The sequence below is a fragment of the Pseudomonas sp. GW821-FHT03E01 genome (genome assembly GCF_059420765.1).
Genome location: NZ_JBWKUI010000009.1, coordinates 113,079 through 127,400, shown reverse-complemented (window position 1 = coordinate 127,400; position 14,322 = coordinate 113,079). Strand labels below are relative to the sequence as shown.

General features: G+C 58.7%; 4 protein-coding genes. 3 read left to right on the top strand and 1 reads right to left on the bottom strand.

Features of this window, described 5'->3' with window-relative positions; genetic code table 11:
- Positions 1–57 precede the first annotated feature (57 nt).
- From AC07VO_RS16805 to AC07VO_RS16795, 3 genes are all read left to right on the top strand, one after another.
- The gene (locus AC07VO_RS16805; protein ID WP_495007629.1) at positions 58–4,725 is read left to right on the top strand and encodes a Tc toxin subunit A; all 4,668 of its coding nucleotides are present in this window, start codon (positions 58–60) and stop codon (positions 4,723–4,725) included.
- A gap of 83 nt (positions 4,726–4,808) precedes the next feature.
- The gene (locus tag AC07VO_RS16800; RefSeq protein WP_495007628.1) at positions 4,809–9,329 is read left to right on the top strand and encodes a Tc toxin subunit A-related protein; all 4,521 of its coding nucleotides are present in this window, start codon (positions 4,809–4,811) and stop codon (positions 9,327–9,329) included.
- Positions 9,326–12,889 (top strand): Ig-like domain-containing protein, encoded by a 3,564-nt coding sequence (locus AC07VO_RS16795; RefSeq protein WP_495007627.1) that lies wholly within the window; start codon positions 9,326–9,328, stop codon positions 12,887–12,889. The genes AC07VO_RS16800 and AC07VO_RS16795 overlap by 4 nt, the downstream gene beginning before the upstream one ends.
- Here AC07VO_RS16795 and AC07VO_RS16790 read toward each other — a convergent pair.
- A complete protein-coding gene (locus AC07VO_RS16790) occupies positions 12,886–14,217 on the bottom strand; it encodes a DUF58 domain-containing protein (RefSeq protein ID WP_495007626.1) in 1,332 nt (443 codons plus the stop codon). The two genes, AC07VO_RS16795 and AC07VO_RS16790, sit on opposite strands and share 4 nt — an antisense overlap.
- Positions 14,218–14,322: the final 105 nt, after the last annotated feature.

Here is a 14,322-nt window from a genome sequence, read left to right as displayed (position 1 = left end):
CGCCAAACCCGCTGAGGGGATCCGGCCCTGGTTTTTGCCTGAAGGGAAAATAGCGCAATGAATGCATCCGACAATCGTCCGATTCACCAATTGGTCAAGGCTGTGCTGGGGGAGGAGCGCATTGATGCAGCCCTGCCTTTCGATGAGTACATTGCGCAGAACCGCAGCGTATTCGACTTGATAAAACTGGGCGTCGGCGGTTTGCAGAAGCTTGGCCTGGACCGCGAACAGGCCCGCTCGTTGATCGCCCGTGGCAATGCCCTGGCGTTGTACATGGCCAGGGTGTATCGCGAGCAGAGCCTGCGCGCTGCACCGACGCCAGACGATGAGAAGGCGTTGGTGCCGTTGCCCACGTACAAGGAACAGTTCAAACCGGATGTCGACGGCGCGGCCCCGCCAGGCAGCCCTGAACACAGCGCTTCGATCACCGCTTACATGGTGGCCCTGCGTGAATGGGTACGAGACAACATCGTGCCCCAGGGCGATCCAGACCAGACCATCGCGCTGGATGAGCGTCGGCCGGATGTGGATCAATTGCTGATCGACGAGATGGCGATCAACCGCGTGCAGTCACGGCTGGAAATCGCCAACGCGGCGCTTGAAGCTCAAATCCTGTCCCGGCGCGGCAACGAATTTCCGACCGTCAAGGCGTACCTGCGCACGATCCGTTTTCACAACAGCCTGCCTTATGACCACGACTGGGCAAGCATCACTCATGTTGTCGGCGAGGCGGTAAAGAATGGGACACTGGGGGAGATCATTCGCCGGGTCGATCTGGGCTACCCGTATTTCAAGAATCGGGGCGCCCGGGGCGATCGCGACGATGTGGCCTTGCAGCTGAGCAGCGGCATCGGGCCGTTGCATTTGTCGTTGTTGCTGGAAGATCCGTACTTTCCATTGAATACCGAGCTGGCCAACACACCGCTGTGGAGGGTGGATCCGCAAACCCGGCTGGTCGATGCGGATCCGCAGCAATCCAGTGAAGATTTTTACAAGGCAAATTTCGGCGAGTTTGCGATGGGCCTGGCAAGCCTGCGCATACTCTTGATTTTCAAGGATGCGACACGCCTTGATCAACGCCAGGTCGATTGCTTGTTGGGGCGTGGTGCCTTTACCCCCAAACTGTCGGCCAACGCCCCGGTGCTGGGTAACCCGGATGTGCCGCTCACGGGGGTAACGGCAGGCGCCAGGTTCATTCACGGGGGGCAAGAACCTGCGATCGATTTGGTGAGAGATGGAAGGGCGGACGAGTTCCAGATGCATAATGTGGGGGAGGAGCCTTTCACACATCTGGCCCACCGCATGGACCGGATCAATCGCAAGTGCCGGCTGGATCGCATGCTGCAATTGCCCAGCCATCTGGTCGATCAATTGCTTATAGCGGCGATGAACGCAGAGCGTCGCGGCACCGGAGAACCGTCGATCTGGATTCGGCCCAATACGTTGCGCTGTCTGGGGTTGTTCAAGGAGCTGAATACGGCATACGACTGTAAGGCCGAAGAGTTCGCGGCGTTCATCGACGTGCTGTTGGTCTACGGTCAGGATGGACAACAGGCGCACTTTGACCGGGTGTACAACCGAGAGGCGATGTATGAAAGCCCCTTGCGCATCGACAATGTCGAGTTTGCCATCGTACCGCGCACCGAAGCCGAACAGCAGACAGTGCATCAGATCTGCAGCGCGCTGGAAATCAACTTTGAGACCTACCGCTACCTGGCCACCGTGATCGCCAAGGCCTATGGGCTCAAGACGCACTTGGTGCGCAGTCTGGCGATTTTTTCCAGTTTCTGGCGTCTGGTGCGGCTGGGCCGAATGTTCGGGCTGACGCCTATCGAGTCGACCGCGCTGCTGCAAACCCTGAGCGAAGGTGAAGGCTTGGTGGCGCAATTGGCGGGTGAGCCGACGGTGTCCAGTTACGGCTCGGGAGACGGCGCGGATGCGTTGAGCGCCATCCGTGGGTTGATGACCTGTGCGGCATGGGCCCGCGATTACGATATACCGGTGCTGTGGTTGGTGCAGAACGTCAACTCTGTCTCTGTGCCGACGATTTGGTCGCAGGCCCAGGAGCAGTTTCTGCGGCAATTGCGTAGCCAGGCGCAGCCGGTATTGGTGGAGGAGGCCACGCTGCTGGAGGAGGGGGCACCGCTGCGTGACAGCAAGCAGCAGCTTATCAAATGGCTGGACCGGCTGACCGGGCTGGTGGATGGCAACGGGCTGGTGGTCGGGCAGCATGGCGAAACCGAGGCGCAGTATCTGGCGCGTGCCGACGAACTGATCGAGACAGTGGTGTGGGATATCCTTGACCAGAATCCTGTCGACGAAGAGTCCGAGAGACTGATAACCCTGATCCGCACCATCGTACTGCGTTGCCGGGATGAGCAGCGGGTGGTGGTGGAAGAGGGCATTTCGGTTTATCTGAAACTGGATTCATTGCTGGCTGCGCAGGTGTTGTCCTGGGCTCAGGGGCATCCGTATGACTTTTTGAAAGAAGCCATGAAGTTGCAGTCCGCACGCCTGCAACAGGTGCTGGAGAAACCGGATTCATTCCTGCAAATGCTTGCGGAGCTGGAACGGCGTGGCAGGATTGCCGACAAGCTTGGGTTGAGTCCGCAAATGCTCGCCACACTGCAGACGGGCGAACAGTATCAATGGTTCAGCCTCCAGAGCCCGTACGAGATCTCGATCCGGTCAGTGTACTACCTGGCGTTCTACCGTCGGCTGATTACCCGGGCCCGCCAGCCCGAGGAAAAAATGCTCGACTACCTGCTTCAGGTCAACCAGTTGCCCGACGACCTGAGTGATGACGGATTTCGCCTGGTTCGTGATGCCGCCGCCGACAAGCTGGCCACCTATTTCGGCTGCGGAATCCGGCACGTGCTCGAATGCGCCGAGCACATCAACCACGAGATCGAAGGCAGCGATAGCCCGGCCCGGCCCATTCTGTGCAATCTGGCGCACCTTGATCTGCTGGATCGCACATTGGAGCTGGCCCGGCACGGGATGGATGCCACGGCAGCGCTGCGCCTGGGCGCGTTGTACCCGCTGGATCTGGAGCCGGTCTATGCCTCGGCCGCGCAAAGCGCACTGGAAAGCCTGGTCCGATTCAATGCCATGACCACCGCCCAGGATTCGGCGGAAGTCGGGCAGAGCTTCACCACCCGTTGCGTGGTGGACAACTCGACCCTGATCGCGAACCTGTCCCAGGAAGTGGCGGAGTTCTTATGCTTGTTGCTCGACTTTTACGGTAAACCGCTCAAGGGCGTGGACATCCATTGGGCCACAGACCTGGGGGCCATGCTCACGCCGGTGACCCGCACCGATCATCTTGGGCGGGCCTGGGCCCGGCTCCAGGCGGGGGGGCGGACGGGCACCGCCCACGTGTCGTTCAACTTGCCGCTGTATGAACCGGTGTATGCCCCGTCGGTGGTGATCGATTGCGATGAGGAGACCCTGAAGTTCAATTCCGAGTTGAGCGGATTGCCGCCCAAGGATCCGGTGCTGGCAGGGCGTCTGTGGGAACAGAGGATGTACGCCGTGCTGATCGACGATTACGGCAACCGGGGTGCTTATCATGAGGTGGCCTGGTCCACCACGCTGGGGGAAATCCGCCCCAGCCGGACGTACACCGACAAGAATGGCCTGAGCGAGGTGTGGATCTCCAGCCTGAGTCCGGGCGAGGCTACGATTACAGTCGGCAACGTGGAGGGCAGTCACAGCATGACCTTCAGCCGCCCCATCGTGTTTGCCGACAAACCGCGGATTCTCGACAACCCTGCTGTCGCCACGGTGGCGATGGTCGGTCATGCCTTGCCGGTGCGCTGCCGGGTTGTCGGGCTCGACGATGCACCCGTCGCGGGCGAGAAGGTGATGTGGTGGACGAGTGTCGATTCGACCAAAGTCGAGCGAGCCAGCGATGCGGACGGGTTCAGCGACTTTTCGGTGGCCGATCCGCAGCCCGGCGATCTGACGATCTACGCACAGTTGGGCACTGACCCCGTGGTCGAGCTCAAGGTGTGGGTGGCGAGTGACGCCGTGATTCAGAACTATTCGGAAGTCATTCGCTTCCCGGTGGCCGGTGCGGCGCTGTCGACATTGCTGTGGGTGGATGTGAAGGAGTCGAGCGACGCGGATGCGAAGCCGGTTGGCAATTATCCGGTGTTGTGGAAGGTCAATTCGACACCACCCGTGGAGGTGTCCATTGCGACCGATGCACAAGGTCGATCTGTGTACCCATTCAAGTCGGAGTCGGCTGGCCAATTTGTAGTGACCGCTGAGCTTGTGCTCCATCCACCGCATAAGCAACGGTTCGATTTGACTGTCATTCCCGCCTTCAGATGGAAAGTCGAGCTGATCACCATCGAGTCCGACGTTGAGCAGCCACCTGTACCGATCATCCCCGGTACTGACGAGCTCACCCTGTTCAGAAACGGCCATTACCGCCTTGAAATATCGCCGGTCGACACTGCGCAGCTCAAGGGCAGCCATGGTGCGCTCGGGTGGAGTTCCGACTATTCCACCCAGGCGCTGAGAATGGTGTTCAGCCCAACCTTGGCTACGCGCTTCGAGTTTACCGATGACCCCTATCAGGTGGTGATCCGCACCGCTGACATCCGAAACGGTCGGTTCCAGTTGAGCCTGTTCTGCGACCGCTTGAATGAGGCACTGGTGATCGAAGGCACCTTGGGCAAACGCCCCGTCACCCGACGTTCATCGTCGACATCATGAACTGATTGGTTGTCCAGAGCCCCGGCCTGAACACTGCGTTTGCAGGCCGGTCCGGTCATCACCCAGCGACAGGGAGCAAAGCAATGGAAACGCTGCAAATCAATGAGCTGACGCAACGTTACACGGCGGCGATGGTGGAAGCGGTGCTGGGCCAGAAGCTATGGTCAGGTCCCGTCACCCTGCGTACCTTCGACGAATTGAGCGAATACCTGCTGCTTGATGTCCAGGACAGTGCGCAATTGGAGGCCACTCGGATTTCCTCGACCGTGCGGACGTTGCAGCAACATATCCAGTCAGTTTACAGCGGCATGGAAAAGGGTTACGAGAACAGCCATTTCGAAGAGGAGGATTTGCAGTACTGGTATGGGATTCTGAGTCGCTACAGCACGTGGTCGTCCAACGTGCTGCTCAAGGATCAAGCGGAAAACTACATTGTCCCGTCACTGCGCCTGAACAAAACCAGCCTGTTTCGGGCGCTGGAAAACAGTCTGAATCAGATGCGCCTGAGCACCGGATCGGTGCAAAAGGGCTTGATGGAGTTCACCCAGGCGTTCCAGCGCATCTGTGATCTGGATGTGCTCAGCGGCTACATCGACGGGGCGAACTTTCGGAATGCCCGTTATTACCTGATCGGGCAGGAGCGGACGGCGCCGTTCGCGTACTACTTGCGCAACGTCAAAGTCGAAATCGACAACAACAGCAAAAAAATCAACCCCGCCGCCTGGGGCGAATGGCAGAAGATCGATATCGCTACTACCGGCTCCGTGGTGGATATCCGCTGCGTGAACTGGCTGGGGCTGCCGGTTCTGGTCTGGTGTGAATGGCGTGATCGTCAGGTGGGCAGTAACGGTGTGGTACAGACCCCCTGGTCGCTGGAAATCAAACTGTCCTTCAGCTCCCTCAACGGCCAGTGGTCGGCGCCGCTGTCACTGCATCGGCGTGACTGCGAGTACGACGTGTCCAACGGCCGGTTGACGGTTGTTTCGCTGGGCGACGGTGATCCGAAGGACGACCGGTTGGCCGTCTGTTACACCAACCGCCACGGCCTGGATAGGCAGGCCCCGTTCCATGAAATCGAAATTCATGAAACCCGCGATGCGCTGTTCCGCAAGGTGGCCGATGACACCGCGACTCTGTTGACGATGACTTTCGGTCGTTTCAAGGACGCCGCCAGCCTGCAACAAAAGGTGGTGCCACAGGATTACTCGACAGTCACCATTAAGCGCGAGGTGGAAACGGAAGGTTCAATCACTGCGAATTTATTTCTGGATGCCGTCTATACCCGAGAGCAAGGGACGGACAGTAACTTTTATGAGGTGCTCAGAGTTCGGGGGCGCTGCGATGCCGTGCAGGAAAACGGTCGTGTACTGCAGCGCATGTCGATCAGTTGGAGGGCAGTGACGGCGAATACGTCTGTCGACATCCGGATTGTCGATGCCGGGGAGAAGCAGCTCAGAATCACACTGACCACACGGGACCAACCGACGCAGGGGCATGTGGTGGCATTGCTCAAAGGCACGGTCAAGGAAACTATCCATTCATTCACCAAAGAGGACTTCGAGGAAACAAAGGTAGGTGATGGGATCTGGGTGGCAGAAGCCATAGCCACTCTTCCTGGCGACTTGTTAATAACTCTGCTTGGAAGAACGCAAGACGAGATTCGGGCCGGCGCCGGTTTTTCCATCATCGGCCTGGGTGATGCCGTGTTGAATGAGCAAAATCAGGTGGTACCGAGAATTCTCTATGCCCCTGTAGTCTTCAAATTGGAGAAGTATGTACCGATTGAGGATGATCCACAGCCCTGGATCTCGACGGATGTTCTGGATGGTCAATACGCGACCCCTTGGCGGACTTACAGCCGAAGAACCGCATCGGTGGGGATTAACAATTTCCCCATTGATTCGGATATTGTCTTTTTTTTCGGTGAGACGGATGAGGACAATAAAGGATATGGGCGCGGCAAATTCTCCGTCTTGCTGACGAAGAGGCCGCACCTGTACACGACCCCCTCCATCGACAAAAGCAGCCCTGAGGGCGCGCAATTCCTGAGTTTCAACAACAGCCAACAGGCGCTCAAGTACTCACGGGTGAACTCCACCTTCGGCCCGGTATTGACCAGTCGCGCGGCAGTGTCGGTCGATGCGTTGCTTTCCTGGGACACCCAGCATGTCGACGAGCCGCTGATGCCCGATGGTAAAATTGAGGAAAACGGGCCCTTCGACGGCTGCAACGGTTTGTACTTCTGGGAGCTGTTTTTCCATACGCCGGATCTGGTGGGGTCACGTTTGTCGGCGGAGGGCCGTTACCACGAAGCGCAACGTTGGTACGAGTTCGTCTTCAACCCATTGGCGCGCGAGATCCCCCCCACGCAGAACCCGCAGCCCGAGGATCCGTTGCCGGCGCCTGCGTACTGGCGCTGCCGCCCGCTGCAAAACGAGAACATCGAAATCTCGTATGAACGCGCGGCGCCGTCGGACCCGGACAAGATCGGTTACACCGCGACGATTCACTTCAAGCTCGCCATTTTTCTGCGTTATCTGGAAAACCTGATCGAGTGGGGTGACAGTCTCTATCGCCGCCTGGATTACGACAGCATGGTTCACGCCGCGCTGAATTACAGCAGGGCCCGGACGCTGATCGGCGAAGAGCCGGTCACTCAAACGGCCAGCACCTGGCAACCGAAGATTCTGAAAGACGTGCTGACGAGTGTCAGCGGGCGCGATTCGTTAAAAGCGTTTGAAGCCGACTTTGAACTCGGCCTGGCCGATCTACCCACCGGCATGCTGACCACGCCGCGTTTCGACCTGTTGGGTTCGGGTGTGTTTTACCCCGGGCTCAATGAGCGTCCCAAAGCCTTGTGGGACCTGCTCGACGCGCGGCTGAACAACTTGCGCAACAACCGCTCGATCGACGGTCAGCCGTTGTCGATTCCATTGTTCAAGTCGACCATGGATCCGCTGGAACTGTTGCGGGCTCAAGCCAACGGCAATCTGGGAGCGTCGCGCAACCCGGGCGGGCAGGTGCAGGTCGTGCCTTATAAATGGCAAACCGTACATAACCTGGCACTGCAAGGCGTGGAGTTTCTGATCCAGCAGGAGGATCAGCTCAGGTCCTGGCTGGAGCAGCGTGACCAGGGCGAGTTGGAGGAGTTGAAACTAGGCAACGTGATCGCGCTGGCCGACTATGCCCACTCGATCCACAAGACGACGATCGCCCAGCTCGAGGCGACGGCGGCGTCGTTGAGGCAAAGCGAAAGCATGGTCAAGGCCCGGGCGAAGCACTATCAGAACTTGATCGATGAAGGCGTTTCCGAGGCTGAGTACGGCGTTCTGGAAAAAAACAGGATTGCCCGATATGTCGCCGGGGGCGCTGGGGTACTTCGGGGAGTAGGGGCGAACCTGGATCTGATTCCCAATATCTTTGGGACATCCAATGGCGGTATGCGTCTGGCGGCTATCCCGTACGCTTTCGCCGAGGAGGCGCAGTTGACGGCGGATATGATGATGCGCGAAGCCGAAGAGGCCAGCATCATCGAGCAGCAGAGGCGGCGCCAGCAGGAATGGGAGCTTGCGCGCGACCAGTCCAATGCCGAGGCAAGGGTGTTGCGCGAGCAGCTGCTGGCCCAGGATCACGCGATCAGCGCTGCCCGGGCCAACCTGCAACAGACTGAAATAGCCAACAACCAGGCCAAGGAGGTGTACGCGTTCTACAAGAACCGCAGTACCGGCCTCGAGTTGAGCAACTGGGTCGTTGGGCAAGTGAAGACGTTGATCTACCAGGTTTACGACGTGGTCGCCGGCCTGTGCCTGTGTGCCGAAACCTGTTGGCAGTACGAAATGGCCGACTACGAGGCCCATTTTATCCGCCCGTATGTCTGGATGGACACCTACCACGGATTCACGACGGGTGCTTCGCTGAAGCTGGATCTGCTGAGGATGGCGGCTGCGCGTATCAAGCGCGATGAGCGCCGGATTCAGTTGGTCAAAACGATTTCCCTCAAGAGCCTGGATGCAACCAATTGGAGCAACTTCAAAACCACAGGAGAGTTGGAGTTCGAGCTGAACGAAATACTCTTCGCTCAAGACTACCCAAGCCACTACCGCCGTCAGGTCAAGGAGTTGTCACTGACTTTCCCCGGCCTGTTGGGGCCATACCAGAACATTTGCGCCACGCTGGTGCAAATCAGCAGTGCCACTGTTCTTGAGCCGGAAATCGAAACGGTCAAACACCTGCATAAACCTGCGTCCGCCAAACCGGTTGAGGGTTCGCTGGTGCAGAACCTGCGCCCCTACCAACAGATTGGGCTGTCTCTGGGGCTGGACGACAACGGCGCCGCCAAATGGGCGGACGATGACCGTTACCGGTCGTTTGAAGGCACGGGGGCCCATGCCAAGTATCAACTGACGCTTCCCAGGCATGATCAAGAGGGTCAGGCAAGTCTGTTGCTGTCATTGACGGACGTCATTCTGACCCTGGTGTATCAAGCCCGGGACGGAGGAAGTGACTTCGCCAAAGCCGTTAAAGATTTACTCGACTCCCCCCCCGAAACCGGTTCGCCCGATCGGGCAATGGGTAGCCAGCGCGCAAGGAAGACACAGCCATGAGCGAAGAAAATGTTTACGCCAACCACAACTTCATTCTCAACGGCGACTTTAAAAATAATCTGAACGACTGGACCATCAATGACGAAAGTAAAGTCACCCGGCAGGAAGGGCTATGGCAGGGCCAAACGATCGGCTTCATGAATGCCGTCAATATGGGTGAGGGCGACCAGACGATTACCTTGGCATCCTTGCCGAGCCCTGAACCCGGCAGGGCGGAATACAAGCTGGTTTTCTGGTACGAGGCGGTGCGAGGCGCCGTAGGTACGCTGCGGATCAAGCCCAGTATGACCGGGGAAGAGGATCTCACGTTGGTACCCTCGCGCGAGGCCGAGCCCGAACAGGCGTTGAACCCCGACGAGCTTCTGCTGGATCTCAATCTCGCCGAGTACACTCACTCGCTCACCCTCAATTCTGCGGAGACGTCCGTCAAATTCACCGTCATCAGTCCGGACAATGGCGAGCCGGGTATGCCAGGCGCCGTGCGGATCGCTTTCGTACGTGTGGAGTTGTTGCTGGAGCCTTTGCAGCTGGACAGTGTGCTGATCGATGATGAGCCACAATCCCTCGATGAACCGCTGCACCTGTGCTTCGGCGCCAACCATGAAGTGGCGCTGAAAGTGGCCAGCGGCAATACATGGAATGGAACGCCAGCAGGTTTGCTGGTGAACGGCGGCGAGTTTGATCCTGAGCGCATTCTCAGTACCAGCCCACGGTGGGGGCAAGAGCATCCTATCAGCAACCCATGGACGATAACCTGCGCCGGGATTGTTGAAGACAAGCAGGTTCAGCACACGCTGGACGTGCGCAGCTATTACACCGCCGACCTGTTTCCACTGCGCACGGTTTGCGGCCATTTTCAGTTGGATGTCATCGCGCTGCAGGAAGCCGCCTACTACCCGGTGATCGACCTCAATCAGAGCGTGGAGCTGCGTGTGCGGGTGGAGTCCCATTACACCAAGACGCCATTGGCCAATCGCTTGGTCATCTGGACGTTGAAAGGCCCGACCCTTGCGGACGATATCGTATTGGACAGGCAACCCTCGGACGAGAACGGCGAGGCCGGTTTTACCTGGACACCGGACGTAGAAGGCGACTGGGAGATCGAGGCCTCGGTCGACAGCCACTATAAAAAGGAAGATGCCCGGCACACATTCACTGTGCGCGCCCTGAAAGAAGACCCTTGGTTGAGCGCATCATTTGGGCTGGATGATCCGCTCAATAAATGGATTTGGGGGGCCAAGACGGCTTACCCCAACCGCGGCGGCAATCACGAGGTGACGGTGGCGTTCCCGGAAGGCCATGCCTTGGCCGAAACGGAGTTGGCACTGCATTGGATATCGGAGGAGGGGGACACACCCGAGGGGTTGGGGATCGAATTCGACCCTGAACGTGAGCCTGGGCAACCCGTGCAGGAGAACGGGGCGGTGTGGCGCATGACGTGTGAAAACCGCAGAGACAGCGTTTTCCAGTTCTCTGTCAGCTGTTCGAAGTTGCTGGAAGCCTCCCCCTCGCAAACGCTGAGCCTGGCTCACAACTGGCTGGTCATCAACGACCCAAGGCAGTCTGTGAGATTTCCTGTGGTGTGTGGTCCCGCACTGGTGCTGTCGCTAAAGATCCACTCGCAGGTGCCCGGTGTAGGGGGCGTTTCAGGAGTAACGACCTTCTGGAAAATCGGAGAGGAGGAAACCGAATGGCGGACGGGGGAAGAGGGTAAGGTCGAATTCTCGTTCGAGCCTGTTACTAAAGACGATTTCGTGGTCACTGCGAGAGTCGTCAGCCCCTACGATGCCACGGAACCCGCGCATGAATTCCGCTTCACAGTGGTGGATGAGGATGTCTGGGCCGAGATGGCGCTCGTGACACTGAATGGCCGAGAGGAAGGGAGGGTCGGTTTCATCTGTTTTCGTAATGCGCAAGCGGTGGAACTCTCGATCATGCCGGTTGGCGACGCTTTGGTAGGCGAAAACCTCTGGGTGAAATTCGTCAGCGAAGAAGGATCAGGGGTGGAATTTGAAGTCGATCCTTCCGCGGAAATCCCCCGTGAAATGACCTCTGCCGGGCTAACCTACCAGGTCAGCTCCACCTCGCAGACCAGTGCACGCTTCCAACTGCATGTTTTCCATCATGAATTGCCTGCCTATGTATTGCAGGGGCGATTGTTGTCAACAATCCTTCAGGAAGAGGGGACGCTCAAATTCGACGACAAAGAACTGGCCTTTGGGGATACGGTGTACACCTGCATTGAAGGGCAGCACACCTTAAAATTTACACCTGGCTCCGACAGCCCGTTGACATTGCTGGATATCGGCGCGTGGTTGGCATCCGGCGATTCTCTGGGTTTGATATTGATGCCTGACAATCCGCGACCCATTCCAAGTTCCGGAGTGGAGTGGACGCTGGACGCCAAGGCCAGCACTGAGAGTGGGGAGCAGGGCGTTTTGTTCGGGCTCCCTCAAGCTGAGTTCAACTACCAGGAACTGGGGGTATCGCTGGACCACAACCGAATCGAGATAACCGAGGTACGCGGGCCCACATTTGATGTATTTGTGGGTGAGACCGCTTATCTGGAAATCAAGACCCAATCGCACTACACCCAGCGACCGGTACCAGGAGTTGAAGTGACCTTCAAGGAGGGGGCCACTTCAACGCTGGAGCCGACGCAGGATAATGGCTGGGCACGCTTCGCCTATACAGCCACAAAAGAGGGCCCTGTGGTGGTGATCGCGACCGTGCCAAGCCCTTACGATGGCCCCGACGATGGCCCCTCATTCAAGTTTGAATTCACAGTGTTGGTCGCAGCATCCATGGAATCACCACCTTCTACAACGCTGACGGGAGAGGGATTACTCATGTCTGAAGAGCAGGAACCAGGACACTACGCTATCGAGATTGGCGAGGTGCGCGAGGCCGCTATTGATCCGGTGGTAGGCGAAATCGTCCGGTTGGGCGTCAAGGTACGTGCGTCCGGAACCCAACGGGCTGCCTCCGGTGTGGATGTGGTCTTTACGGCCGAGCAAGAGCCTGTAAGGGTGAAAACCGATGGCAAGGGGTGGGCGTATTTTGCCTACAAGGCCGAACAGGCAAAGGATGTTCAGGTGGTCGCCACGTTGGAAAGTGTCGGCGATGGCACTGAGGCGGCTCTGTCCCATACCTTCCGTTTCAAGGCATTGGCGGCGGGTGTCTGGGACGATGCCAAGATTCAGCTCAACACTGAGGTTCCTGCAACAGTCTGGGGCGAAGAGACCAGGTTTCCCCGGATTCCTCAGGCTCATACCATCAAGTTGGTGGTCGACAATGCAAGCAGTCACTTGCTCGGTCGTGATGTTTGCCTGGGGTTGAAGGGGTACTCCTTGCCCTCAGAATTGGGGATTACGAATGTGCAGCCAGCGTTGGGCGTTGCCCGAAAATTGACTGCCGCCGGGTTGAGTTGGCAGTGCACCAGCACGATTGGCGGGGCTTGCAACCTGCAACTTGAGGCGTCGCGCCTGCTCAAGCAATCACCGGTCAATGCGATGTCGTTGGGGCCGATGCTGCCCGCCCAGACGTCTGAAGCCGATTAAAGGGCTCCCGCTTTCTTCCAGCTCAAATACCGCGTCACCAGCTCGGCCCCCAACTCCCCGGGTCGGGCTTCCAGCACCGCAACGCCATGAGCACTCAAGCGATCATGGCGTTGCGCGCTTGCGTTCAGGTAATCCAGCGTCCCGCAATAGGTCAGCACTTCGTCCAGAGTCTGAACCGGGCGATGGCGTATTTCATCGAGCACGTTTTCCCGAAGGCTCGCCACGAGCACACGATGCTGCAGGCTCAGGCGTTTGACGGCGGTCAGCAGTTCTTCATCGTCTTCATCCCGCAGGTTGGTCACCAGCACCACCAGTGCCCGGCGTTTTTGTCGGGCCAGTAGTTGCGTGACGGCGGCCTGGTAGTCGGCCGGGCGTTGGGTGCTGTCGAGGTCGTAGACGGTGTTGAGCAACACATTGAGCTGGCCTGTGCCCTTGACCGGGGCAAGGTAGTGCGGATGGTTGCTGGCGAAGGTGCTCAAGCCCACCGCGTCACCCTGGCGCAACGCGATATAGCTGAGCAGCAGGCAGGCATTGAGGGCGTGATCGAAATGCGCAAGCTCGCCATCCTGGCTGCGCATGCGACGGCCGCAATCGAGCATGAAGATGATTTGCTGGTCGCGCTCGTCCTGGTATTCACGGGCGATGGGGGTGCGTTGGCGGGCGGTGGCTTTCCAGTCGATCTGGCGCAGGCTGTCGCCTTCGCGGAATTCGCGCAGTTGATGGAATTCCAGGCCCAGGCCGCGACGTTGGCGCTGGCGTACGCCGAGTTGGCTGAGCCAGTTGTCTACCGCCAGCAACTGGCCGCCGTAGAGGCGGGCGAAGTCGGGGTAGACGCGGGTGGTGTCGGGTATGTTGAGCAGGCGTTTGCCGGACCACAAACCCATGGGGCTCGGCAGGTTGATTTCGCAGTATTCGAAGCTGAAATGGCCGCGCATGAGCGGGCGCAGGCGGTAGCTGATCTGGCTCTGTTGGCCGGGTTGCAGTTCGACCGAAAGGGGCAGGTTTTCGACGCTCAGGCCGTCGGGTACGTGGTCGAAGATCTGAATGTTCAGTGGTTGGGTAAAATCATGCTCGACCTCCAATCGCACTTCGCTCCAGCGACCGAGTGCCAGGCTGCCGGGCATTTGTCGCTGGAGGCGCGGTGAGGGCAAACGCTTGAGGCGAATGGCGTCGAGTATCGCCAGGGCCAGCAGGGCCAGCAGTAATCCCCAGTTGATCGATAAAAGGCTAGATGGAACGGCGATGTCCAGCGCCCGTAAGGCGCCCAGCACGATGCCGATGGCTAGCAAGGCCGCAAGCCAGGCCAGTAGAAGCCGGGATGGTTTCATCGGCACACAGTTCCTGTGGCGAGGTAGCTTGCTCCCGCTCCAGTGCGCAGCGCTGGCAAGTTCTTCGCCCTATCAGAAATGTTGGGGCCGCTTCGCAGCCCAGCG